This is a genomic window from Collimonas sp. PA-H2 (assembly GCF_002564105.1).
In the GTDB taxonomy this organism is placed as follows: domain Bacteria; phylum Pseudomonadota; class Gammaproteobacteria; order Burkholderiales; family Burkholderiaceae_D; genus Collimonas.
This window is the reverse complement of record NZ_PDBX01000001.1, coordinates 2,746,384-2,771,787: the sequence shown is the minus strand read 5'-3', so window position 1 is coordinate 2,771,787 and position 25,404 is coordinate 2,746,384. Positions and strand designations below refer to the sequence as shown.

General features: G+C 55.0%; 16 protein-coding genes and 2 pseudogenes. 3 read left to right on the top strand and 15 right to left on the bottom strand.

The annotated features are described in order from the left end of the window. Window positions 1–5 precede the first annotated feature (5 nt). The 12 genes and pseudogenes from BCF11_RS12545 to BCF11_RS12490 form a co-directional block, all read right to left on the bottom strand. Window positions 6–218, bottom strand: a pseudogene (locus BCF11_RS12545) (transposase domain-containing protein); the annotation flags it as partial. A gap of 88 nt (window positions 219–306) precedes the next feature. Continuing rightward, complete coding sequence (locus BCF11_RS12540) at window positions 307–1,041, bottom strand: tetratricopeptide repeat protein (protein WP_098495042.1); 735 nt, start codon at window positions 1,039–1,041, stop codon at window positions 307–309. Continuing rightward, complete coding sequence (locus tag BCF11_RS12535) at window positions 1,041–1,700, bottom strand: hypothetical protein (RefSeq protein WP_098495041.1); 660 nt, start codon at window positions 1,698–1,700, stop codon at window positions 1,041–1,043. The genes BCF11_RS12540 and BCF11_RS12535 overlap by 1 nt, the downstream gene beginning before the upstream one ends. Window positions 1,701–2,137: 437 nt before the next feature. Beyond that, the gene (locus BCF11_RS12525) at window positions 2,138–3,121 is read right to left on the bottom strand and encodes an IS5 family transposase (RefSeq protein ID WP_098493072.1); all 984 of its coding nucleotides are present in this window, start codon (window positions 3,119–3,121) and stop codon (window positions 2,138–2,140) included. A gap of 194 nt (window positions 3,122–3,315) precedes the next feature. Next, entirely contained in the window at window positions 3,316–3,492 is a 177-nt protein-coding gene (locus BCF11_RS27995) for a hypothetical protein (RefSeq protein ID WP_158229193.1), read from the bottom strand. Window positions 3,493–3,560: 68 nt separating this feature from the next. Next, window positions 3,561–4,370, bottom strand: a complete 810-nt coding sequence (locus tag BCF11_RS12520) for an Imm49 family immunity protein (RefSeq protein WP_098495040.1) — start codon at window positions 4,368–4,370, stop codon at window positions 3,561–3,563. 10 nt (window positions 4,371–4,380) lie between these two features. Continuing rightward, window positions 4,381–13,656 carry a hypothetical protein gene (locus BCF11_RS12515; protein WP_158229192.1) on the bottom strand — a complete coding sequence of 3,092 codons (9,276 nt, stop codon included), beginning with the start codon at window positions 13,654–13,656 and terminating at the stop codon, window positions 4,381–4,383. Between the two features lie 217 nt (window positions 13,657–13,873). Continuing rightward, entirely contained in the window at window positions 13,874–14,569 is a 696-nt protein-coding gene (locus BCF11_RS12510; protein ID WP_143751323.1) for a hypothetical protein, read from the bottom strand. A 536-nt stretch (window positions 14,570–15,105) separates the two neighbouring features. Beyond that, on the bottom strand, window positions 15,106–15,324 hold the full coding sequence (locus BCF11_RS12505; protein WP_098495037.1) for a hypothetical protein: 219 nt from the start codon (window positions 15,322–15,324) through the stop codon (window positions 15,106–15,108). 15 nt (window positions 15,325–15,339) lie between these two features. After that, the gene (locus BCF11_RS12500; RefSeq protein WP_098495036.1) at window positions 15,340–16,230 is read right to left on the bottom strand and encodes a peptidyl-prolyl cis-trans isomerase; all 891 of its coding nucleotides are present in this window, start codon (window positions 16,228–16,230) and stop codon (window positions 15,340–15,342) included. 32 nt (window positions 16,231–16,262) lie between these two features. Next, the gene (locus tag BCF11_RS12495; RefSeq protein WP_233212467.1) at window positions 16,263–18,050 is read right to left on the bottom strand and encodes a ShlB/FhaC/HecB family hemolysin secretion/activation protein; all 1,788 of its coding nucleotides are present in this window, start codon (window positions 18,048–18,050) and stop codon (window positions 16,263–16,265) included. Between the two features lie 6 nt (window positions 18,051–18,056). Continuing rightward, complete coding sequence (locus BCF11_RS12490; protein WP_098495035.1) at window positions 18,057–20,999, bottom strand: filamentous hemagglutinin N-terminal domain-containing protein; 2,943 nt, start codon at window positions 20,997–20,999, stop codon at window positions 18,057–18,059. A 212-nt stretch (window positions 21,000–21,211) separates the two neighbouring features. Between BCF11_RS12490 and BCF11_RS12485 the strand changes: the two genes are divergently transcribed. From BCF11_RS12485 to BCF11_RS12475, 3 genes and pseudogenes are all read left to right on the top strand, one after another. Next, window positions 21,212–21,907 (top strand): DUF746 domain-containing protein, encoded by a 696-nt coding sequence (locus BCF11_RS12485; protein WP_098495034.1) that lies wholly within the window; start codon window positions 21,212–21,214, stop codon window positions 21,905–21,907. A gap of 90 nt (window positions 21,908–21,997) precedes the next feature. Then, on the top strand, window positions 21,998–22,315 hold the full coding sequence (locus tag BCF11_RS12480) for a hypothetical protein (RefSeq protein ID WP_098495033.1): 318 nt from the start codon (window positions 21,998–22,000) through the stop codon (window positions 22,313–22,315). Window positions 22,316–22,349: 34 nt separating this feature from the next. Further along, window positions 22,350–22,532 (top strand): annotated as a pseudogene (locus BCF11_RS12475) (IS110 family transposase); the annotation flags it as partial. Between the two features lie 51 nt (window positions 22,533–22,583). Here BCF11_RS12475 and BCF11_RS28635 read toward each other — a convergent pair. The 3 genes from BCF11_RS28635 to BCF11_RS12460 all read right to left on the bottom strand — a co-directional run bounded on the left by BCF11_RS28635 (window position 22,584) and on the right by BCF11_RS12460 (window position 25,397). Then, complete coding sequence (locus BCF11_RS28635; RefSeq protein WP_098495032.1) at window positions 22,584–22,889, bottom strand: helix-turn-helix transcriptional regulator; 306 nt, start codon at window positions 22,887–22,889, stop codon at window positions 22,584–22,586. A gap of 240 nt (window positions 22,890–23,129) precedes the next feature. Next, window positions 23,130–23,384, bottom strand: coding sequence for an AbrB/MazE/SpoVT family DNA-binding domain-containing protein (locus BCF11_RS12465; protein WP_092416784.1), 255 nt, complete (start codon window positions 23,382–23,384; stop codon window positions 23,130–23,132). Between the two features lie 315 nt (window positions 23,385–23,699). Further along, the gene (locus BCF11_RS12460) at window positions 23,700–25,397 is read right to left on the bottom strand and encodes a TniQ family protein (RefSeq protein WP_098495031.1); all 1,698 of its coding nucleotides are present in this window, start codon (window positions 25,395–25,397) and stop codon (window positions 23,700–23,702) included. Window positions 25,398–25,404: the final 7 nt, after the last annotated feature.

Sequence of the window (25,404 nt, the reverse complement as noted above, 5' to 3'; positions counted from 1 at the left end):
GATTGTCATTTAGTGTTCGCCATGCTCTGCTGTTTGGCGAAGTTGAATGGCAGCAGGTCGCTGATGTCGGCGTCCGGCGCACGTTGTGGCAACTCGGTCAGGACGTGATGCAGATAAGCATACGGCTCGACATTGCATGCGCGACACGTCAGCACCAGGCTGTAGATGGTCGCACTGGCCTTCGCGCCAGCGACCGAGTCACAGAAGAGCCAGGCGCGTCAGTCGCAACACGCTACGGCCGTTGTCTGGGTCTTAGCGTAAGATTTTTTCCGTTTTCTGAGAGACCCCAACCAAGGAACTACCACATCATTCCGGATACCTCTTAAAAAGGGTGGCAAACGGTTCTTGCTTCAGCGCTTCCTGTGTTTGAGTACGAATGGCATTGCTCGATGTATCGACAAGCTTCTGTCCCTTTCTCAAATCTGCACGAGCATGATCAGCGTCGTTCATACCGTTGTATGCAAGCGCACGATAGAAGTAAGCCCACGAATAGTCAGGCTGATAAGTCAGTCCTTCCGTAAACGCTTCGGTCGCCTCTGGCCATTTTTCGAGTGCGACGAGCGTGAGCCCTAGGTGGTAATAACTAGGCATTCCCGGTGCTGTTCCCTTGCCACTCATGCCCAAGTGATCGTCGAACATCTTTCGCAAAAGCGCCAACGCGCGTTCCGGCTGCCCGCTTTTACGATAAAGGGCAGCAAGCCCAATGTCATCCCAAGCCGTGCGCGCGGGCCTAAGCCGAAGGGCGTCCTCAAAATCTGTCGTTGCCTTTACGTAGTCCTTGGTTTGCGCATAAGCTATGCTGCGCATTTGCAGAAGCGCAGCACGAGTGCCAGCAGGTGAGTTCTGGCTCGTTGCGTCGCACTCCGACAACACCTCGATCGCCAGCACCGGATTCGCGTACTGAGTTCCGTCCTTGCCAAGTGAGAGGTTCTTGATCTTGGCGCAGGCCTGAACTTCCCTGATCGGCGTGTTCTGTGAGGTGGTACACGCCGAGAGCAGCGTAGCGCATACGGCAACTACTGCTAATCGAGACTGCATCATTACGGATACTCCTTTGGCAGTAAATCAGGACGCAACTTGTGCAACAAGGGCGCCGTTACCGAGCCCTGTAGCGAACAGTAGAGGGTACTCGTGCCTAGCGTATCTTCCTCAATTACAAGAACGCGTTCCACCGTTCCTTTCTTCGCGGCAGCGCCAGATTCGCCGCCGGCATGCCAAAGATCCATCGGGTCGCCGATTGATCGTTTCTCCGATCGAGCCCACACAGGACCTGCTGAAACCAGTTTCCTCGCCTCAGGGAGCAGTGCATTTATCTTCTTGGCTACGGCCCCAGGATCGCCTTCGATCTTGAATCCCCAGTAAAGTAACCCACCGATGCCGATGTCGTACGCAATCTCGTTGTGCCAAGCCAACAGGCGAAGACCAGCGACTGTTACAGGGGCCTTGAATACTTGCTCATTGCCTTTTTCCGACAAGGTATCGGGAACCGAGATGGTGGCGACGTCGCCACGATTTTCGACCTGAACGTCGGAACCTAGCAGGTCAGGGTTCTTCTTCAACATCTGAAACAATTCGGCATCGCACTGGGCAAACAGGCGAAGTGCCTCTTCAGACTTGTTCGTCACTACTTTGTCTTGCGCGAAAGAGATCGTCGCATTCAGGATCAGCGCTACGAGCAATACGGAAACACGTTTAGACATCAGTTATATCTTTCTAAAAGGAGGAGACGGACAAGCCCTTCGATCCAAATTATTTAATCAATGGGCTTGCTATTCAAGACGGTATCTGACCCTGGCTTCGTTCATTGCTCTTCAGCAGTTTTTGATGCAAGCTTCCTACACTTGGTAGTCTTCATGTATATACCATCCACTGATGTCTTACGCTATTTTTCAAGTATCAATCTGTCCTCCCAAACATCTTCATATTTTTCAGTAACTAGAAATCTCCAACCGGATGGTAAACCAAGATAAGGAATGATTAGGGGCGCCCACTAGGGAAGCACTGATCAATTCATAATTTCTGCCGCGCGGTCGAATTTTTGGCGACGATTTTTGTCGTCACGGGAATTGCGGCCGAAAGCTGCTCGAAAATTGCATTTTGGGGCGAAATTGCCCCTGTATTTCACGCCTTTCGGCGTTCAGGACGCACTTCGGGTTTCAGTGATCGTAAATCGCCTGCCGGCCAGCACCAAATTTGCAAAGCCGAACAACGTGAACAACTGGGCGGTGTTCTTCGCCAAGCCACGGTAACGGGTCTTCTGATGACGGAACAGGTTCTTGATGACATGAAATGGATGCTCGACTTTGGCGCGTACGCTCGCCTTGAGATGCTCAAGTTTTTCAGTCATGCGACCCAGCTTGTTCTTCGGCAGGGCTTTGCGTTTGGCGCGCTTCATCGCCACGTGCCACGTCACGGCTTTGCCAATATTCTCAATGCGCTTTTCCACACCCTGATAGCCCGCATCGCCGAACGCCGCCACTTCATCGCCGTGCAGCAGCGCGTGCGCCTGCGTGACATCGGAGACATTGCCAGCAGTGCCCACAACGGTATGGACCAAGCCGGAAGCAGCGTCCACGCCGATATGCGCCTTCATGCCGAAATGCCAGTCATTACCCTTCTTCGATTGGTGCATTTCCGGATCGCGCTCACCGTCCTTATTCTTGGTCGATGGTGGTGCAGCGATCAAGGTTGCATCGACGATGGTCCCTTCGCGCATCATCAAGCCCTTGGCAGCGAGGTGCGCATTGATCGCCTCGAAAATCTTTTGTGTCAGGCCTTTCGCCTCAAGCAGGTGACGGAACTTGAGCAGCGTCGTCGCATCCGGCGCCGACTCGCGGCTCAAGTCAATGCCGACAAAAGCCCGAATGGCCTGGCTGTCGTAGATCGCATCTTCAATACCTTCGTCAGACAGGCCAAAGCACTGCTGGGCTACGTACATTCGCAACATACGCGCCAATCCAATCGGCGGACGCCCGGCGCCGGCGACCTTCGGGTAGTGTGGCTCGATCAGCTTATGCAGCTTGCCCCACGGCGTCGCCACATCAATCGCCGCAAGGAAGCGGTCACGCCGCGTCAGTTTCTTTTTGGCAGCGTACTCAAGGTCAGAAAAACTCTTTTGCATGATCGATTCCAGCGCCGGTGAAAGTGCCAATATTGTCTCAGGTATGAGCATGCTCGGAAACGGTCGCGATGGAATAAATCAGTGCTTCCCTAGGTGGAATGTGTTGCGTGCAGTGGCACAAAAAATTGGGCGCTTCCGGCCAGATTAATACTCACGCGGGAACCGGATAGTTTTTCATAAAAATGAACGGATCCTCATACGTAGTAAGTGGGCCATTCATCGTTTTTGCGATAAAAAAATTTTTCCTGATCTAGGCTTGTATACAGCCAATGATTCACATAAATTTTTGTCGTTGATCCATCAAAAATATGCGCACCATACTGGCATTCGGTTGCATAAATTTGACTCCAACAGTTTTCAATGATTTTCATTACGTGCCTCTTACTTTTTCACAAACACAACTGACCGCATTGGTGCTGTAAGAGTTGTCCTTACTATCTTACGATTTCAAAAAATCATAATGCTTGTCGTATTGTGCAAGAGGCTCCATTGGTAACCACTCCATAGGAACATAAGGCGAATCCACTTTGACTTGATAGCCATGCAACCAGGCGATCTTCGAATAAATGACTGCAGGCGTAGAAATTAAATCTTCAGTAAATCCACTCTCGTCATTAGTACGCCCTCTCATTGCCTTAGGAGAAGCAATTTGTGCAAGTACCTCCTCCATCTCTGCAATATTCCCACGCCCCAAAGCTAGATAAAAATGATGATCAATCAGGTATTTTTGCAAAACGCTACTGCCGGGCGGGTCATTGATTACTTTTTCGCAGCGGGCGATTAATTGTTGCCAATCACCGCGCAAAGCCACATTGGCTTGGTATGCCCAAAAATCTAGAGTTTTATGATTTTCCACACGCTTCATGTCGTATGCCAAATCATAGTTCGCAAACCAATTGATCAAAACTTCATTGTTAGATAGAAGTGGTTTCAACAACTGAGGGAAACCTCGCCCCCAATCTGGATCAGACTCTTGCATCTTGTAATAAAGTTGATCTAGTTTGGAAGCAACATAGCACCATTGTTTCAATGCCGGTAAATCATGATATTGAAACCATGCAAACATGGCACTTGCTTGAGCATGTGCCGACAAAGACATTGCACATGCGCGAGGATTTCCGCTACCCTGCAAAATATGTTGCACTGGGTTCTGAATGTTATCAGACATAACATCTACATGAGATTTGACATGGGCAAGCCGTTTCTTTGCCTTTTCAGCATATATTTTTGTATCGATAATATTTTTCATAAAATTGTGTCTATTTAATCCGGACAATTGTAACTTGACCAGTAGCACGATCAACACCCGCAACACCTTTAACTAACGTGTTATTTTTTAATGCCGCGTCCACCGCTTTGTAGGCAGGAGATGTGGGATCAAGTTTAAAAAGAACATTTTGCACCCACTGGTCCGACATCTGCATTGTATTCCCAGCGGCATCTGGCGAGAGCTTCAATGTGCCATTCGCTATCTGCTTCGAATCTAACAAAATAGTGACGGTCCCATCAGAATTCTGGAACACATGATCAAATCCATTATTGCTACCGCCGCCATACTTTCCTCCATCCAACGAATTTAGCCCTTGGCGCTGTCCCACAGAATCCACTAAATTCTCTGTAATAACTCCGCTTGCATCACCTTTTGTCACCACCTGATTCGCCAAGCTCTGTTCGGCAGGAGTCAGGTCGATAATGGAATAACTACTGGCACCCAACTTGGTGGCACTAATCCCACCTGAAGGAGCAGGAGACAGAGGCGTTAAATCAGCAATTGCGGCTATTCCTGAATTAGTTGCAGCGTTTGCTCCTGCGGCAGCCCCGCCGCCGCTTGTAGAGGCATTGCCGGGTGAACTGGTAGTGGAGGGCAAAGAGTTTCCAGTGGGAATCGCATTGCCATTGGCATCTGTATAAGTACTAGTACCAAATCCAGGACTGCCCTTTTGCGCATAAGCACCACTTGCACCAGCGTTTGTCGCGGCACTAACCTCTCCGTCAGTGGTAGCACCAATTTTTACTAAAGTTCCGCCTTCCCCTGCTCCAACTAAACCTTCGGTCAAAGCTCCGGTCACAATTGCTGCGACGGTGGATCCGATTGCTTTCGGATCACCCTGCACCACTCCTATAGCAGTATTCGACAGATTCGTTACAGCCGCATTTCCAGTACCAATTACTCCATTTTTTGCCAATGATTGATTCAGATCGCTTTGCGGTGGAAGGCTACCCGGGCCGCCCAACGCGTACGCGCCGTCGTAGGTCATGAGTGCTATTTGCTTGGCGCCACCGTAAAGCGATGACACAAAAGCTGACGCAGCTGTTCCCATCCACGACGCAGCATTTTTCGCGCCCGTTACTGCAGACTGAATATGCAAAAGTGAAGCCAGGTCGTTGTTCAGTGTTTCGTTCTCAGCGAACTGAGCGGCCGTTGTTGAGTTTTGTCCGGCAAGTGCTGCGACGCCACCACCAGCCAACATAGACAAAGCCGTCAGGGCAGCCGTCTGTCCAGGGCTAAGCGCAGTGGCATTCGGGTCCATTGCCGCTAAAAGATACGGTGTGATCGCTGCGCTGGTGGCTCCGCCAATCGCACCACTGGCACATCCGGTCCCTCCCGCCGCCGATGCTGCACATCCCAAAAGACCGTGCGCAAGTACGTAGCCAGGAGTGCCCGGTGAGATCAAAGAACCATCTGCAGCCGCTTCATTCCCAATCGCATACGCGCCCGCTGCAGCTCCGGCCTGCACCAAGTTATTTTTCAGTGCATTCCCAAAGCTACCACCATCAATGAGGGTCTGTACCCCGGCACTAATCGTACTATCAGCCAAGACTGCTCCGACGCGTGTTCCTAATGTCGCCGCCGTCGAATCACCAGCTTGGGTGACTGTATTGCCTGTCAAACCGTTCCCTACGCTTTGCGCACCAGCCAGGTTAGCAAGGCTGTTCGGATCGTTGGCTTCGCTGGCAATACCCAAACTGCCGTTATCGTAGGTAACCCCCTGCGTTAGTCCCGCCGTCAGGCCGCCAACCGCACCGGCCTTGAAGGTTTGCCCTATGTCGAGATTGCCTGTCGTAGCCAGTTGGGTAAATGCGCTGCTGGACATGGCCCCTACTGCACCGGCAATCGCTGCATTCGCAAAGCCACCAACTGCAAAGGCTGAGCTTGCCATCATGCCGCCCGCTGCCGATGCTTCAACAAAGGTCGCGCCATCAGCAATTGCCGAAAGCATTGTGGTTGCGGCGGCTTCCTCCATCGCACCTATCGCTGCCGCTGCTGCTCCAGCGGTAACGATGCTTAACGCCACCGCTGCCACAATCATCACAATCTGCGTAGTTGAGTCGGCCTTCTTGGTCTGTACCCATTCCTGCTGAACATTATTTTGGGCAGTGCTCTGCGTGAAATTACTGCCGAGTTGCTGTTGCAGATTGTCCAGCAACGCCTGGCTGCCGGCTTGGCTCACGGTGCCATCAGCATTGAGCTGCTGGAATTGACCGCTGATGCTGTTGACCCGATCAACGTTCAGCTGATAATTCGCCGCCGACAAGAAGCCGCCCGGCTGAACTTCAGTGCCGGTCAGTTTTGTGTAACCCTGCTCATTGGTACGAATCGTCTGGACGCCTATATCGGCGGATCGCGCCTCGTTGTCCAACTCACCCGCATTAATGATCAACTGCTGGGCGCTGATATAACCAGTGTTAGTTACCGTACCGTTCGGATTTTGTGCGGTCCCCGTGCCGGTGGCCGTCAACGTCACCTGATTACCCTGGATAACACCGCCGGCCAGTGCCCCTGGCGTGGCTTGCGGCAGATAGACCTGCGGCATCAATGCATTGATGGTGCCGCATTGGAAGGTTCCTGTTGCCTTGCAATTCGGATCCGGCACAGCCTGTTCGACGTACCACAGCATCGGCGCGGTCAGCGCATTGATCTGCTGCTGCGACAATGCCTGACCCAGCTGGATATTGTTTTCTGTCGCGTAGTTGATCGCATTGCTGTACAACACCGCCTTTTGCTGATCAGCCAGGCTCACCTGATTCTTGCTGTCCCACTGTACACCGCTCACAAAACTGGCATTGCCGGTCTGGGCCAATGCAGCCTGTTGCAGCTGCTGACTTTCGGTAAAGGGATCGAAGTAGAACGGCACATTGCCATTCGGCTGCAATGCCGAGGGCAGATTGTTCAGTAACACCTGCGGCGTCAATCCACCCAGCACACTGCTGGCCGGATTGGTGATCACGTATTTCGGATCGTTGGCGCTGCTCTGTGTCGGCAGTCCGCTCTGCCCTGTCGGCGTGCCAGCTGTAAAGTGGAAATTGCCGTTACCCACAGTCGAGGTCGGCGCAGTCGCGAAGCCTTGGCTTCCAATAGCACCTGTTGCCGTGCTGCCGCTACCGTTGCTGCCATTGGCGGTTGTGGTCGGCACCGGCCCCTGCGGTCCCACATTCGGATTAGCGTTCACCTGACCTGTAGCGCCACCAGCACCCGCAGCCTGGTTAGCACCATTCTGGGCATTGGTCGCTGCTGTCGGTACACCGATCGGTCCCAATGGAATGATGTTTTTCGGGGTAGAGCCCGCCGGCGTCATGATTTGCGGATTGGTATAACCGTTAGTGATGTTGCTGCCGGTCAGGTTGACCTGGTAGCCAGTGATGGTACCGGTATTCTGCAGTGAGGCGTACTGACCGCCCTGGCCGTTGACGTTCAGGCTTCCGGCTGCCTGGATAATGCTGTTCGATTGATTCGGCGTATTGTTGTTGACCGGATCATTCTCGCGCACATGGTCGCAAGAACCCAGACTGCAATGATTCTCGACGTGGCTGTGGTAGCTAGTCACCGCCAGCACATCGGCATTGTTGTTCAGGGCGTTGGTGACCGTGATATTGGCATTTTGTCCTGCATTGATCAGGCTGCCGTTATTATTCAGCGTCGCGCTGTTGATAGTGACATTGCGCGCGCCGTTAATGACACCCGCCTGTGTCGTTTCGGCTTGTTCCGTCACGCCGAAGAAATCCTGGTTCAGATCGGCGACAGTCTGCCCGGCAAACGTGGTCTGGCGCGATTGCAGACCCACGGTGCCGCCACTACGCCCGTTATTCAGCGTCGCTGCATTGATGCTGACGTCGCCGTTGGTGGCCTGAATTGTGCCCGACTGGTTGCTGACCGTGCCTGGGCTAGTGATGCTGACATTACCCAAGGCTGCCATGTTGGCATTGTTATTGGTAACGTTGCCCGCGGTGATCGCCAGGTTACGCCCCGCGACAATCGTCGCCGGGTCCTGCGTGATCACGATACTCTGGGACAGCGGATTGAAATTATCACTGGTCGAGAACGGCCCGGTCGGATTGGCCACCACCAGGCTGCCTTGCGTGATCACGTTGTAACCGGTCTCGCCCTGGTTGGTCAGGCTGGCCACATTAAACGTGACATCCCGGCCGGCGACGATATTGCCGGCATTGACCAGGTTGCCGCCGCTGATGCTCAGATCCTGATTCGCCACAATCTGGCCGCGCACGCCCAGTGCCGTGGTGGTGCCGCCGGTGCTAGGCGCCACAACGCTGGCAGTCGGTGTCGGCGTCAGTGTCGGCGGCAAGACATTCGAGGTGCAACCGCCCTGCGCTTCACCTGGGCAAGGCGGACTGGCATCGCCGACAACACTCGTGCCCAGCGCATTCAACTGCGTCATGAAACTGTTGAGTTCGCCCTGATTGACTGAGGTGGCGGTCTTGGAGGTGATGATGGTGTCGGAACGACCGTTATCCAGACTCTGTACATTCAACACCACATTATTGCCGCTGATAGTGCTGCCGCGATTGAGCAGGCTATTGGCGGTAATGCTGGTCTGGTTGCCGGCGGTGATGACGCCCTGCTGGCCATTGGTCTGGCTTTGCACCGTATTTTGCACAGTCGGCAAGGCAAATATCTGCGTTGGCGCACCGCTGTAGATGTAATTAGGGTTGTCGCCGGCAAAGTACCAAGTACCGTTTGGTCCCTCCAGAATGGCCTCAGTCGCCTTGATCGTCCCCGTCGTCAAGTTGGGGCTCAAGTCCCCCAGAGTGACGTTTTGCTGTACGTAAGTATCGGGTTGGCAATTGTCGCCGCTGCAGCCGCCAGAAACCAGGACCGGCTTCGTACCGACCACAGTCGACAGCAACAGGGACGGGTCGCTGATGGTGGTGGTCGTATTTTGCAGATCCACAGGCGCTGCGCGATTGTTGTTCACGGAAGCCGCAGTGATATTGACGTTGTGGGCTGCTGTAATACTACTACCGACATTGGTCAGCACTCCCGACAGCGTCGCATTCACGTCGCGGTTCGCTGTCGTGGTGCCGCCAGTATTGTCATAGCTCGCGCCTGACAAATTGACGTCGCGTACCGCTTCAACCTTGCCAGCATTAGTGACCGTGCCGCCCAGGTTGACGTCACGGTCGGCGTGAATCACCCCGCCGGCCTGATTGGTGACGACGCCGTTCAAGGTGACGTCGTTGCCTGCAATAACACTGCCGCTATTGGTAAAGGAAGCGCCGCTGATGGAGATGTCGCCGGATTTCTGGATCGTCCCGGTATTCGTAAACGCATTGGTCGCCTGCAGATTCAGGCCTGATCCTGGCAGATTCCAGTTGCCGTTCACATTGATCGTGTTCGCAATCAGGGTCAGCGTGCCGTTCAGATCGACTTTACCGAAGCTCGCCGCCGTCGGATCGATGTTTTGATTTGGCAACTTCAGGGTAACGTTATTCGACGCGAGGATCTGGCCGCCAGTGTTATCGAAGCTACCTGCTCCGCCATTGACGGTCAGGCTGACATTGCCGGAGCCCGGCGGCGCAGTAGATACGGCGCTGGTGTCGCCGGCAAACAGCAACCCGCCTTGATTGGCGGCGAAAGTGTTGGTCACCAGGTTCAGGTTGTCGCGCGCCAGCAATGCGCCATTGTTGTTAACGATGCTATTGGTCGCGTTGACGTTGGTGTTCACGCCATAGACCGTGCCTGCGTTGGTCAGGTCGGTGGCATTGATCGTGGTCGTGCCCAGGGATTGCAAGGCCGCGCCAGCACTGTTATTGGCTTGCTTGGTTGCGATATTGACATCGCCAGCCGCTAACCAGTTGCCGTTATTGGTGACACTGTTGGCGCCGTTCAAGGCCGCACTGCCCTTGACGACACCGACATTATCCGTAGTCACACTGTTGCTAGCCGTCGCGGTCAAATTGCCGCCGATGGCGTTCACTGGATGCGGGTTCGCCGCGGTGATGCTGGTCGCGCTCGCCGCGCCGCCCAGCGTGATATCTGTGGCCGTCAGATTGGCGTCATGGCCCACGGTCAGCAGGCCACCTGTCAGGTTGAGGCTGTTTTGCGCGGTGGCTTGCAACTTGCCGCCGACATTCAAGTCGCCGCCGGCCGCGATGTTCGATCCGCTCAGGGTGCTATCGCCGAGACTAGTGGTCACACCGTTCAACGCCAGCGTCTGGCCGGCAGTCGCCGTCAAATTATTGCTGGCGCCGACCGTGCCTTGCGTCGTCAGGTTGCGGCCAGCGTTGAGGCTGACATTTTGCAAACTGTTGACGGCGCCGGCGGCTACCAGATCAGTGCCTGCATTGGCTTGCAGATTGCCGCCCGTCGTCGTCGCGCCGTTCAGGGCGACGTTGCCCTGGGTCGCTGTCAACGCCGCATTACCCAACACCGTGGTTGCGCCCATGCTCAGGTTGTTGCCGGCGGTCGCGTTCAGATTACCACCAACGCCGACCGTGCCGGCCAGCGCAATATCCTTGGCGGCTGTCAATTGGGCACCGTTCGTGAACTGGGTATTGCCAGCGCCAGCAATGTTGCCGCCGGCAGTCAATGTACCAGCACCGTGACCGGCCAGATTACCGGCCAGATTCACATTGCCGTTTGTCGCCGTGATCGTCGTATCTTTGCCTACTTGCGTATTGCCGCCCAAGGTGACGTTATTCGCTGCAGTGGCTTGCAGGCTGTCTTGCGCATTGACGTCGCCGGCGACGGTCAAATTGCCGTGCTGGCTTTGCAGAACGGCTGCGTTTTGGGCATAGACCTGGCCGCCGAGCGTGACGTCTCCTGCCGCGGTCGCGTTCAATCCGGACAAGGCCAGCACGCTGCCGGTCGTGCTCAACGTGCCGTTTTGCGCCGTCAGGTTCGTGTCGCCCAGAGCGATCACCGTACCGCCGACACCCAGATTACGGGTCGCGTTCAAGGTCGTCGCGCCGTTCGACAGCGTACCGCCAGTGACAGCGATGTCGCGTCCGGCATTGACTTGCAGCTTACCCGTAGTCTGGGTCTGACCACCCAAGGTCGCGTCGTTGCTGGCTGCAATCGTCAAATTGCCGCCGCTGGCGTTGCCGACGGTGGTCGGACCGGACAAGCTGACGTTGGCTCCTTGCAAATTGGCGCTGCCGCCCGTATTGCCGCCAGCGGTCACCGCTGCCAACGAGACATTCTGGCCGGCAGTCGCCGTTAAACTACCGCCTGTTTGCAGCAGGCCGCCAATCGCGATCGCCTGCCCTGCTGTCAACGTTGTATCAGTCAGCGCTGTCAATTTACCGGTGCCGGTGATGTTTTGTCCTGCCTGTACTTGCGCCGTACCACCGGAAGTCAGGTCGCCGTTGAGCGCAACACTGCCGTTCGTTGCTGTGATGTTGGCATTGCCGCCGGACTGCGTACTGCCGCCCAAAGTGACGTTGTTCCCTGCAGTCGCATTGACCTGCTGTTGCGCCGCCAGCGTGCCGCCAACGTTGATGCTGCCGTTCTGGCTTTGCAGCTGGGCGCTTTGCGCCGCATAGACCTGGCCGCCCAGATTGGCGTCCGTATTGGATAGAACGTTGACGTTGCCACTGGAACTGACCACGTTGCCAGTCGTCGTGACGCTGCCTTGTTTGCCTTGCAAGCTCAAATCGCCCACCGCGCCGGCCGTGCCGTTGATGGTCAGATTGCGTGTGGCTGCTAATGCCAGTGTCGTGGCGCTGGTGATGCTGCCATCGATCGTGATGTCGCGTGCGGCATTCAGTGTTGTCACGTTCGGCGCAGTCACGCTGCCGCCCAGAATAATATCGCCGGTGCCATCATGACCCAGCGCGGTCAGGTTGAGCGCATTGCCAGCCTGGAGCTTGCCGCCCAGGTTGATCGAGTTACCCGCCGTGGCCGTGATGCTGTTGTCCGCTACCGCTCCGCCGAAGCCTGTGATATTGCCGCCGGCCTGCAGATTGACGTTCTGATGGGACTGCAGGCTGCCATTGGTCTGTACATTGCCGTTCGCGGCAATCGTGACGCCCTGCTCGCCCAGGCTATCGCCATTGGCCGTGACATTACCAGTCGACGTAATGTCGACGGTAGTCTTACCGTAGGTGGTGCCGACCCGGACATCGCCATTCGCATCAATTGACGTTGCCCCGATGCTAGAGGTCAGCGTACCGTCGTTGCGCACCCCCAGTCCTTGGCTGGTGCTAATAATTTTGATCTGGCCCGCCGTCATCGCGCCGAAGGCACTGGCGTCGATTTGCAGGGCGTTTTGTGCGGCAGTATTGCTCGCGGCCGTATTGGCGCCGTTGCTGCTCACCTGGTAATCGCTGCCGGCCCTACCCTGTCCCGCCTGGGACTGGGCGACAACCTGCTGGCCGCTAATGAGATTGATTTGCTGGCCAGCATACAGTGGCGCATTGACGCCAATGCTGCCGGCGATCAGATCAATCGCCCCCACAGTCCCCTCGATACCGGCGCCCGGCTTGCCGTCGGCACCAGGCAGACCTTCGATCTGGATATGGCCACCCTGTACGTTGTAGGCCAGCGCCGAGGCATTGTCGAACGATGTAGCCGTGCCACCGGGTCCGCTCAAGAACTGCGGCGTACCTGTGGTCAAGGTAAAATGCGGCGCGTTCGTCACGCCGCAACTTGTACAATTGACACCATTTGGATTTATTACGATCACCGACGCGGGGGCGCCAAACACCTCAATCGTGCCATTAATATTGCTGGGACTTCCCTGGCTGGTGACCTGGTTGATAATCTGGGTAGCGGTCCGACCGCTGAGCAAGGGATTGGCTGAAACATTCCCGCCCAACAAACTCCCGCCTGATGTCAAACTATTATTTAAAATCAAGCCAACGACGTCGACGTTGAAAGCAGAATATTGATTTAAAGAAATGCCTTGTGCATTCGGCTGGGTGATATTGACAACCGGAACCGCACCGCTAGGCCCCGTACTGCTGGTGATTTGCGGCTGAAACCGGATCGGCGCGTTGGGATCCGTGATCGGGCCGGCCATGGCGCTGCGTGGACCAAATTGTACCGACGGTAGAGCGGCTTCCGCATTGGCCAAGAGCACGCGGGTAATGCCAGGAATCTGCCGCTCCAGCTGTGCTTGCAGCGGCGCCCAATTACCGCTTTGCTGTGCCTGCTGCAGACCTTGCTTCAACTGGCCGGCAAAAAATTGCCAGTCGACCGCCGAGTTTCTGGCTTGCTGCGTCTCTTCGCTGACAGCTAATTGTGCCGCCGACTGCGTGGCGTTATGCCAGCTCACCTGCAGCGGCGCCAGCCACAATGTCATTGCGACCGTCGCGGCAACTGCACGCTGCCATAACCGTACTTGCGGCGCTCCGTCTTGCGACAAGCCGATGCCGCCCTGCTCCATCGATCCGGATCGATCAACTGGCGGCTCAAGGCGTAATGCGGTGGACAGACGCGATTGATCCAGACGAGACAGCAATTGACGGAGCGAGCGATTCATAGATTTTCCTGACTTATTATTTTTTGCCGAGTTACTGTGCTTGCGCCACCGGTGTTGCCGGCAGCATCAACAAGGCTTTTTTCTTCAGCTCATTGCTACAATCTTTGGCATATCCCTGCAATACCTCTTTGACCCAGGCGCCCTGATCCGCCACCATGGCGTCGAAGGATTGCTTTTGCTCGTCCTTTTCCGGCATACGTTTGCAGAAACCTTCGGCGATGACCGTCTTGCGCCTGGTATCAATCAAACGCATCCGCGCCGTGTAAAGAATCCGATAACTGTCCCAGTTCACCGGGTAGTACATATAGCTCCAGTTAATGGTTTTGACGTCCATCACCAGATCGCTTGCCCCATACTGTTTGACAATTGCGCCGATGTCGTCATCCGACAGCGTGCCATCGGTGGCGACAACGGTTTTAGTTTGATATTTATTACCAAGCGCATCCGCCAGCTGCCTACCGATATTTTCAGCAGGATCAGCAATGCTGTTGTCCTTCACAAAACTATTACCGGCGTTGATCATGGCGATAGCACCAAACATGCCAAATGCGGCCTTGGTCGGCGTTATTGCCGAAAAATCAGGAGTTGCGTAACGACTCACCGCAACGGTCTTGCCACTGATAGTATTCATTTCGCTCGACACCAACGGCTGCTCGCGCAGCGTGGTGCAAGCTCCCAAAAGGCTGGACAACGCCATCCCTAATGCTATTTTTGTTATTGCTTTCATGCTTACTCACTCCCTGAGTTATTTTTTTTGATGCGACGTCACTGAGGCCGTCATGAGCAACAAAGACGACTGGCAGTCAACATCGCCTGTACAGCTCTGGCTTTTCCCGAATGAGAAGTCGCTAGTTTTGAATTTTATGCTTCCGAGCTACGTCGCTTAGCGAGGTGCAGCACCACTGATAGATTTCAAGTACCAGCAAGCGCACAAGCGGGATGCACGACAACGTCACCAAGACGAAATAGATTTTCAATTGCTGCTCCTGCAGGCGAATGTGCGCTCTGCATAAATTTGCGACACTGCTGATGCTTGTCGTCGTGCGGTCCGACTGATCTGCCCGCGCGCGTAAAACACAGCCACGATTTTGCGCATTGTTTCTATGTAAACAATTTCTCAAAATCGATTCTACAAAAACAAGTGCCCCGCAAAGAAAGAAGTTCCGTGATAACCCGGGGGAATTTTCAATCGTTTGCAATCCGTTGCGCCCGGACCACTGCCCGCGATTGTCACTATTTGTTAAGTAGTGACAGATTGGCGATTTACTTTGCCTTTACCTGGTGCGACGCAACGGGAGGCAAAATGGCGTACAGAAAACCGTAGGTGAACAGCACCGACAACACGATCGCCACGACGGCGATGCGAATGGCCCCGCGCGGCCGCGCTGAGCCGCTGCTCAGCTCTTCTTGCGCGGCCCGCCGATAGGCGTCATCGGAAAATCCGTTCACACCACGCAGCCCGGTTGGATCGTCTTTTTTCATGGCGACAATCCTGCGTTACTGCTTGATCTTGGCCTGCTTCACCAGGTTGCTGACAACGGCAATCGTCGCCTTTTCCAGCGCGGCCGCTTCCTGCTGCTGGCGCAATACCGCTTTTACGTCGTCATATTTGGGGACCACTGTCGGACGTACTTGCTCCAGCTTGAGAATGAAATAGGCGTTGTTCCAATTCACCGGTGTCAACGTCACACCGCCGGCCGGCAAAGCGGTCAATGCCTGCGCAATCGGCAACGGCAGATTCTGTGTATGCCCTTCCTGCGCCGGCGTCTTAAAACTGATCCAGTCTAGGTCGCCGCCACGTACCTTGTTCTGCGCCAGGCTGACCTGCTGCGCCAGTTGCGCGAAATCGGCGCCTGCCTTCAACTTGGTCAACACATCGGCCGCAGTAGCAGCGTCGCCTACCTGGATCAAACGCGACTTGTATTCCTTGTCGCCCAGGCTAGCCACGATATTGTTGAACTGGGCCCGTACCTGCTCTTCAGTGACGGGCGCTGGCTTGATGACATCGCGTAAGTACAACTGGGTGATGGTCGCGTCCTTGGCCTCTTGCATGGCTTGTTTCACTTCCGGTCGGTTGTCGTAGGCGTGTGTTTTTTCTGCGTCCTGACGGAACAGCTCGCGCGATACCAGCTGATTTTTTAGGGCAGCACGCAGATTCGGGCTGTCAGGCAATCCGGATTGCTGGATGGCGCGCTGCAACTGCGCATCGGTAATAGCGACATTGTTGACCTTGGCGATCACGCCAGGACCCAGATTACTGGCCGGTGCTGGGGCGCTCACAGGCACAGCTGCCGTTTGTGCGTACGCACCTGGTGCGACGACGGCGGCAGCGAGACTGCACGCCACCAGCAAGGGTTGGAGTTGACGATAAGTGGATGCATAAGACATGACATTTCCTTTATGTGATCAATAACAAAATTTCAATATGCCCAATTCAAACTCGCCAGCAATAAGGTGCTTTTGGGCGGCGAGTTGTCCGGTTGTACTAAGGGGCGCGCCAGCAACACTTCCCCGCTAAAACGCTGCTTGCCGACGGTGGCTTGCATGCGCGCACCGAATCCGGCGCCGACCAGCTGCTGCCAGGTGCCTTGCGCGATCAGTTCCGTGCGGCCCATATCCAGAAAAACATACGGCTCAAAATGAATGCCGGCGAATTCAGGTGCATTGGCCCAGGCCACGTCATTACGCAAGGTCAGGCCGCGATCGCCACTGGCGCCGCTGTTGTCCTGGAAACCACGTACCGAGGACATGCCGCCCGCAAAGATTTGTTCGGAACCGAACAGCGCTTGTTTGCTCCACTGCGCATTCAATTGGGCACGCCAGTTCCACGCCGTGGCGCCGATTTTGCCAATGGGTAGCGACAAGGTTGCCGTGGTATCGAGCTTGGTGAACTGGCTGTGGGCGTCGCCACTCGCGATACCTGGGGCATCCGAGCTGGCGTCCAGTGCATGCAAGCCCCGCGACAGCCCGACATCGAGCGTCCAGCTGGCCTGCTGCTCATTGAAGGCAAAGCGGTGCAAGGTATTGGCGGCGATGCGCAAGACGGTGAGTCTCTGCGGATCCAGATCAAGGTCATTCACATTGCGCGCGACCTTACGCCGTGACAAGGTGACGTCGAATGCGTTTTTGATGGCCTGGCTGCGCGACAAGACATAGTTCCAGCCGAAAGTATGGCTAGTCGTGTTCCCATACAGGAGCGCCGTATTGCCGACCAGATTCTGGTATTCGGAAATCGCCCCGGTATAGCTGAAGGTGCTGTAACCGATCGGCAGTGTGATAGAACCGACCAAGGCATTCGTATCCAGACTGCCGCTGTAGCTGATCGAGAACAGTTCTTGCAGGCCAAGCAGGTTATCGACCTCGGCGCTCAAGTTGGTGCGCACCAGGCCGGTTTGGTTACTGCCGTAGTTATCGACGCCGACGTTGTACCAGAAACGGTCGCCCGGCGGATTGTTCAGTGCGACGATCGAGCTGCCAGGCGTGGTGCCCGGCTGGATTTGCATTTCCGCCTTGTTGCGGCGCAGGCGATTGATTTGATCGACGCCCTGCTCCAGATTAGTCAAATTGAGCGTGTCGCCAACGGCAGTAGGCATGGCCAGCAATACGCCGCGGTCGGTCAGCCAACCGCCGCCCTGCAGCGGACTGGGTCCGACATAGCCTTGCTCTGTCGATAATGGCTGACCATTCAGGGTGATTTTTTCGATCTTGCCGGGAATGACGGTGATGATCAGCTTGCCGTCCTTGAGATTTTGCTCTCCCAGGTAGGCGCGCGTCGTAATCATGCCGCGCGCGACAAACGCTTCCGTCAAGCGGCGCAACAGCAAATTGATGCGATTGCTGCCCAGGTGCTTGCCGATGAAGGGCCGGGTGATGTCTTCCACTTGCCACGGCGGCAGCACGGTATTGCCGACCAGGTCGATATGATCAATCTTGAAAGTTGGCTCGGTATCCGGCAGCGATTCGATATCGACGCCGGCGGGCAGCGTCTGCGGTGGCGGTTGCTCGACCGTGATCTGTGGCGGCGGTTGGTTGATGGCGCGTTCACGCTCGCGGTCCTTCTGCTCCTGCAGCAAACGCTGTCCCGGATCCTGCTCAACGCGCGGCGTCTGCTGCGCCCAGGCGTGTTGCATAGTGGTCGAACCGGCCAACAATAAGACCGTCGCCAGCGTGATGGGCCGCATTTGCGGATAAAAACGGGTTCGCATCATCTGCCCTTAATGCCACAACCAGCTGATCAAGCCGAGATGACGATTAATCGTGACTGGATCGTTTTGCGGATTTTTTAAAGTCAGCACACCGCCTGTCGCCGTAACGCCGCCGGCGCCGCTGAAGGATCCGCCATCGATGACTTCCTGGCCGTCAATGATGATTTTGCCGACATTGGCCATCCAGCTACCGCCGACATCCATCGCATACAGCTGCGCCCAGGTGTCGCCGAACCAGGATTTGAAGCCGCGCGACTGTTCATAGGCGCGGTAGCCGAGTACGCCCTGCGCCAGCACCGTCGGGGCGGTCACCGTCAGGTTTCCGGCCGCTGCGGTGACGGTGCCACCGATATTGCTGGCCGAGGTGCCTGCAGTAATATTGATATTGTTGCCGGCGCTGATGTTGCCGCCCACGCTTTGCACGGTGCTACTGGCGCTGCTGTGGCAAACAATCAGGCAGCTGCGCTGGAAGTTAGCTTGCCCAGAAAACAGCGCGACATTCTGGAACGACTGGGCTGCGTTGATCGTAATATCGCTGTTGTTGTTGGCCAGGATCACGCCGCCCAGATTCAAGACGTTGCGCCCGCTAATCGTGGTCCCCGCATAGGAAACCAAATAAGAGAGCTGATCGGGGCGATCCAGTTGACCGTAGTCGACAGAAAAACTATTGGTGCTTTTAGTGAAAAGCAGCCAGCGCGTACCCTGGCTCTGGCTGGTCTGCGGCTGTTCATTATTGCTGCCGGCCTGTTTGTCGACGATGTTGCTAACGTCACCAAGTGCAGCGATGTGCAACGCATTGTTCGTCAGGATACGGCCGTAGTGGTTCTCGATATTGCCATTGGCTTGCAGGTTGACGTCATCATTGACGCCGAATATGGCAGCCAGCGTGTTGGCGTCCGGCGATTGATTCAGGATATTGCCGCTGGCGACCAAGGTCACCGCAGCGCTATTGCCGGCAGTGCGTGCATTGCCTTGAATCAGGCTACCCGTGTTGGTAATGTCACCCGTGCTATTAATGCTCACGCTGCCGCCAACAGCTGGGGCGTCTTTGGCAGGGGCAACGCCGGTCGCCACCATAGACGACTGCAGCGCGCCATCATTTTGCATCGAAAAACCAGCGCTATGCGTGGTAATGCCTGTCGCGGCCTGCACAGCAGAACCAGTGATCCCGATGGGGCCAGTCGTCGCGTTGATCGTTACCGCTCCTCCTGCGGACAGCACCTTCGCGCTGGACTGAGCGTTGTTTTGTAATGTAAAACCAACACTGTTGGCGGTGATATCGCTTGCCGCCAACAAATCCGAGCCGATGATGCCAATCGGCCCAGTAGCGTTGACCGTTACCGCTCCCTTGGTCGCATCCACAATCGAGCCGGACGTACCGTCATTTTGCAAAGTAAAGCTCGTGCTATTGGTGGTGATACCGGTCGCTGCCAGCAGGTCCGAACCGGTGACGCTGATCGGGCCTGTGGCCTTGACCGTCACCGCGCCTCCAGTCGACTGCAACATAGCCTGTTGCACGTTACTGCCATCTGGACTGTGCAATGCCGCTAGCGTCAGGCTAGATACATTCACGATACTTCCCGCCGTGCCATTGACCTGCGCACCCGACATTTGCAATACGCCGGGCGAGGTAATGGTCACAGTGCCAGTGCTTGAGTTCACAACCGTTGGTGCTGCTGTCTGCTCATTCCAGCCTGACGCCAGGTTGATGCTATCGGCGCCCAATAATACATTTTGCTGCGCATTCATGGTGCTGGCATTGACTTGCAGCGCGTGCCCCTGAGCGAACACGCCAATGCCACCGACTGCGGTCAAATTGCTGTTGGCAATCGTTGTATCCGTGGTGCTTGGATTGCCAGAGACGCCCAGCAGGATGTCGCCGCCGGCGGTGACAGTGGCGTTTGCCAATTGCACCGAGGAGCTTGAATGCGCGTCGACGTTGCCGCCGGCAGTCAGCGATGGATTGCCATTGACGCCGCCAGCCGCACTCAGTCCGGGCGCGGCGACGATCAGGTTTCGGGCTGCGGAAATGGTGCCGCCTGCGATCTGCACATCGCCAGTCGCCGAAATCGAAAAATCCCCCACGTTGGCCAACATCGCGCCGGCATGGTGGACGCCGGCGCCCTGGTCGGTGACGATCAGTTCGATCCGGCCAGCGGTCAGGCTGCCCAATGGCGTGATGTCGATGGCGGTGACCGCGCTTTTGGTGTGCGGGGAAGTGGTGGTAATCCAGGGGGTGATATTGTCGGTGGGCGAGACGCTACTATCGATCTCTGCATGGCTGTCGCCCACAACGGCGCGGATGCCTGCGGCACTGCCGCTGAACGAATTCACCACTGGCCCACCCACCACCAGGCTCTTGGCGATCAACTCCAGGTTGAGCATGGCACCGCTTAAACCTTCTGGGCCGATGACGATCTGTCCCTGATTCGTGTTGAGGATGATATTGCGCTGGGTCAGACCCGGCGCCGGGATGAAATTGTTGAACGATACCTGCCCCGTGGTGAGAGCCACGTTGCCGGTATTGACGAACGATCCGCCATTCACTGTAATTCCATTCGGATTTGCTAAAATGACATTAGCCCGTGGCCCAAGCACCGTAATATCGCCCTGGATCAGACTGGGATTGGTGCTGGTGACCTGGTTGACGATGTTACGGGCATTGACGCCGACGTTGTTCAAACTGGCGCCAGCCTGGCTGACGTTGAACTGGCTGTAAGAATTTTGCGACACGCCGGAGACGGCGGGGGCAATATTGACCGTTTGCCGACCGTTGGCGGCCGTACTGATGGTGGTGGCCGTGCCTCCATCGCTGACAATGCCGGCCGCCCACCCCGAACCCGATGTGCCCAGCAATACGCCGATCAATAGCGCAAGCGGCTTGCGGCGTGCAGGCGCCAATGTTGACACGATGTCGCGACGACCTGTAACGATGACTGCGCGCTTCCCCATGAATTGCCTTCTTGGTATGCTTTGATTTGGGGGATACTATATTTCAGCGCAGCAGTTTTAATATCGCATACATCGTAAAAATATTGAAAATTTGCAATGATTTACAATTTTGTCAGCGATACGCCACACGCTACATATCAATCAGATGATTTTTAGCCATCGGATGATAATGTGCTCCCAATAGCCGCATTCCGGCGCCCTGAACCCGAGCCATGAGCGATTTACCCAAGCGTGTTTTTTCTGCCGATGTCCCTCAGTTCAAGCAAAACGGTGGTGTTTTGCCGGATACCGAAGATACTGAACTCACGGCATTTCTGGACGACGCCCTGCAAGAGATCTACTCCAAGAGTGAAGTACCCCCACCCTGCCCTTTTTGCAAGTCAACGAACACGGGACTGGCCAGTCGGCCGCACGCCCGGCTGCCTCTGCCGTCGTTTCTTTGTAGAACGTGTCGTTTGCGTCAATTCAATCGTGTAACGGGAACACCGCTGATGCGGCTGCGTGCGGCCAAGCTCCCTGCTTTCATCCATCTGTTATCACAGCAGATGTCCTATGCGGAAGCGATGCGGCGCCTGGGCGTGGACTATACGGCGGTAGAGAACTGGACCAAGAAGTTCAGGACCTGGTTGCTGCAGCTCGATCCGTCCGGCAAGTGGGAAGCGCGGGTACGGCTGGGAATTAAAGTCAGGCCGCACATCCAGTGTCCATACTGTGGTTTGGAAGGAGAAAAGCATTTCAGCGCTTTTTTGGTTGGTCAACGGGCGATTAGATGCCCCGACTGCAACAGGCGTTTTGGTTTGAAGAATGCAGAGACGATGATACAAAAGCCGGCGGAATTGAAAATTTTCTACGAACCGAGCAGTGACAGCAAGATAGTACCGCCGTGTGGGCGTCGGCCTCGCTCCTAGTTGTTTTAATGACGCAGGGCTGGTTTGGCTTATCGCCTACCTGCTATGCCACGCAAGTCCTTTTTTACCTGCTAATGACGAAGGCAATTGATGCGTACTCCCACTACTCCAGATGCACCGACCGGCATTAATCTCGATGAACAAGAGACGTATGACCCCAATCACCTGCTTGATTCCTTGATTGAACAATTGAAATTGAAAAATGATGCGGCGCTCGCTCGCGCACTCGGAATCGCACCGCCGGTCCTTTCCAAAATTCGCCATCGGCGTCTGCCGGTTGGGGCTTCGCTGCTGATCCGCATGCATGAAGTAAGCGCTTTGACGATCGCCGAACTACGCGCGCTGATGGGGGATCGCCGTGCACAATTCCGTGTCAGCTACAAACGGGAAAAATCGAAGCGCGGCTAACGCCGCGGCACGTCACAAGCTGGGCGTTCAATATGCGCAGTATGGTGCCAAAGTGATGCGTGCAGAGCTGCTCAGTACCGTGCGCAGGCTCGAGCCACGAATCATTGCCATGGAAGCTTGCAGCTCGGCTCACTACTGGGACCGGCGTTTCAAGGAAATGGGTATCGAAGTGAGGTTGATCAGTCCGCAATATGTCAGTCCCTTCGTCAAGACCAATACCGCAACCATTGCAATCAAAACTACAATCCAAACACCAGATCCTTGTTTATTACGAATCACCAGTAAGCGTTGTACGTCGTAGCCTATTGGACAGAACTCTACTCAAGGCTGAGCTTTGCAGTTCTCCATCGGTCGATACCATATTTGCTACTTCTTTTCTGACCAGGACGACGTCTAAACCAAGTTGGTCGCAAAGGGTAATCAACGTGTTCAGTTCCACGTTAGCGGTGCCGGCTTCCAACCCCGAAAGCGTATTCCGATGAACGCCACTGGCTTTGGCCAATTTCGTCTTGGGTTTCTTCTGATGTACTCGCTCTGCGCGCAGGCTCTGACCGATTTGAAAGAGGGTTGTCATGTCTTTTAATGAATGCTTATTTAAACAGGCATATATCAAATATGCACAGTATGGGCAGCGTTACGTGTTTGCGCTGCTGCTAGGTTGGCCCAAGCTGCCGGAAATTGTTGCTCCACCCGCATGCTGCGAAAACAACGACCCAATGCGGGATTGCAGAGGTTCGATATGGGTCAGTTAAAATCAGCCGCGGGTCAAATTCGAGTCAGCGCCAACATTCGGGTATCCAAATTTTGCTCACTATCAAAATACCTCGGCACCGACGCGACCAGAGGGCATCGCCTCTCCGCCGTGTTTTGCAGGATCATAAGCTGCCAGCCTTTGCTCTAGCGTGAGTTTTGGAGAACCTTTCCGGTGAACCACCACGCCGAAATCGTCAGTGGACATTTCCACGGGCTGTCCAGCCACAAAGTGAACTTTTCGTGCCAGAGCTGCGGGAATACGTACTGCCAAGCTATTACCCCATTGCTGAACGGTTAAAGTTGCTACCTTACTCATAATAACTCCTTCAATATAGATACAAGCATATGCGAAAACTCAATGTATCAACACGTTTATACGCGCACCGACGTCGACGTTGTCCGCTTGCAGCGCCAATCGCTCTCGTATAACACGGCTAACAATCCCCGCTATACTAATGATCGAATTTAATTTGCGAGGGCTGAAATCGTGAAGGGTCGACGCTTTAAAACACAAGCCGATGATGATCGTTATATCAAGCAAGGATGGCCAAGCTTGAGACGGAAAAGGCCGCTCTACACGGCAGCTTTTTCACATCTATAGATTGAACTCCTAAAGCGTGAACGGCAAAACTCACTCATGTGCCGGTAGAGAGGTAACGTAGGAACGAAAAAGCTCGACGAGTTCCTTCGACCAGCCTCTGTACGGGAGTCGCGCCATGACAGCAGAAATCCTCACCGGCCTCCCTTTGCGTTTCTTATGTTCATCCCAGATAATCCACCTAAGCTGGCGCTCCTTCAAAGTTCTCCGTGCCTCCGCAACCTGCTCGCTTAGTGCAGGAGAATTGAGTATTGCCAACATTGCCTGAGTTCCGCTCAACCCAACGACCCTGCCAAGTTGGTTGTATGAGATATGCCGAGGCTTGCTATCGTTCTGAGCCAACAAGACCTTGAGTGCCTCTCCAAGACGATCCTGTCTCTGCCGCAAAACTTTCTGGGCCATACCAGAACGTTTCTTCTGGATAGTCCTTGGCGCCAGAATAGCGCGCACCTTTTCGTAAGTATCCATATCGCGAGCCATCATCCTACGCATCACTGCGCAACGAAGTACAAGAGTAGGATCGTCTGCTTTCAATCTAGTTTCAATCTCATGACGATCCTCTGCAAGGCTTGGGAGCGGTTTAAGCTTCCTGCCTAACTTAGCTTGCAACCAATCCAGATCCCAAATTCGCAAATAACAATACGACCGCATGCTCGCCGGATTTTCAATCCCCTGCAGCATTCGCTGCTGGAAATACGCCCTGGCGGTCGCAATTTCAGACGTTACAGACTTAGTCTCCCGCCTGATAGGCTTGTCCGACGTGGATTTCATCGCTCGATATCTACTGATTGCTTCCTCAATCGATAGCCCGAGAATAGCAAACATCATAGGAATCCTCACTGCGGCTCCCGCTCCATCGCTCCTATGGACAAGTTCGCGCAACGCACCTGGTGGCCGCATAACGAATGCGCCTGTTTCAGAAGACAATGCGCTAAAGGCTTCACGAAGAACGGGCATATAGCGTTTGCTACACAATGGATCGTGTCTCCTCGCCAACGCTAACATGGCCTGCTGGAGTTCTCCCCACGACAATTCCACCGACTCTATTGCAAGAGCCTCTTCTCCGATGCGCCCAAGGCGCTCATAGATCTCAGGGATCTCCTGTTTGCCGTGGACCTCAATACGCCTGTCCGTCCCACATTCACATATCCTGGTTAACATTCCCCAGCCATTGCGCCTCATTGAACGTGTCGAAGCGCCGCAACTTGCACAGGAGCTACGTAATGCGATCGAATGCTTGAAGCAGTAAAACGACGTCACTAGCTGATGATGCGTACGCCAATGTGGTTGTCTTCTCTCATCAATATCTTCTGCAATACACGATGAACAATGCCATCTTTCTTCATGGCTTGATGTCAGACGCCCCAGCCCTCTCAGCGACCGCATGGGCGTATCTTGAGCAATGCTCGTTGCTGGCATGCGCAAATCAGTGGTCCCAGGTACAACTCCTTGAGATGCTCCGCGAAAAACCGACCAGAATTTCAGAGTGCTATGTTTCTTGATCGCCTCTTCATAGCTTACTCCCAGCCCGTCAAACAGCATTTCAATGCGCGGATTGAAATTCAATAAATCGAATTGAATCTGATAGAAGACATATCCCATCCCACTGCGATGCGTCAGATTAAGCCAAGCCCCTGATCCATTACACGCCTCAACGCGCGCCAACCAGGATCCCAAAACTTCATCCGAATACGGTGCAGGTACAAACGGAAGCAAACGCGGACCACTCATTATTTAG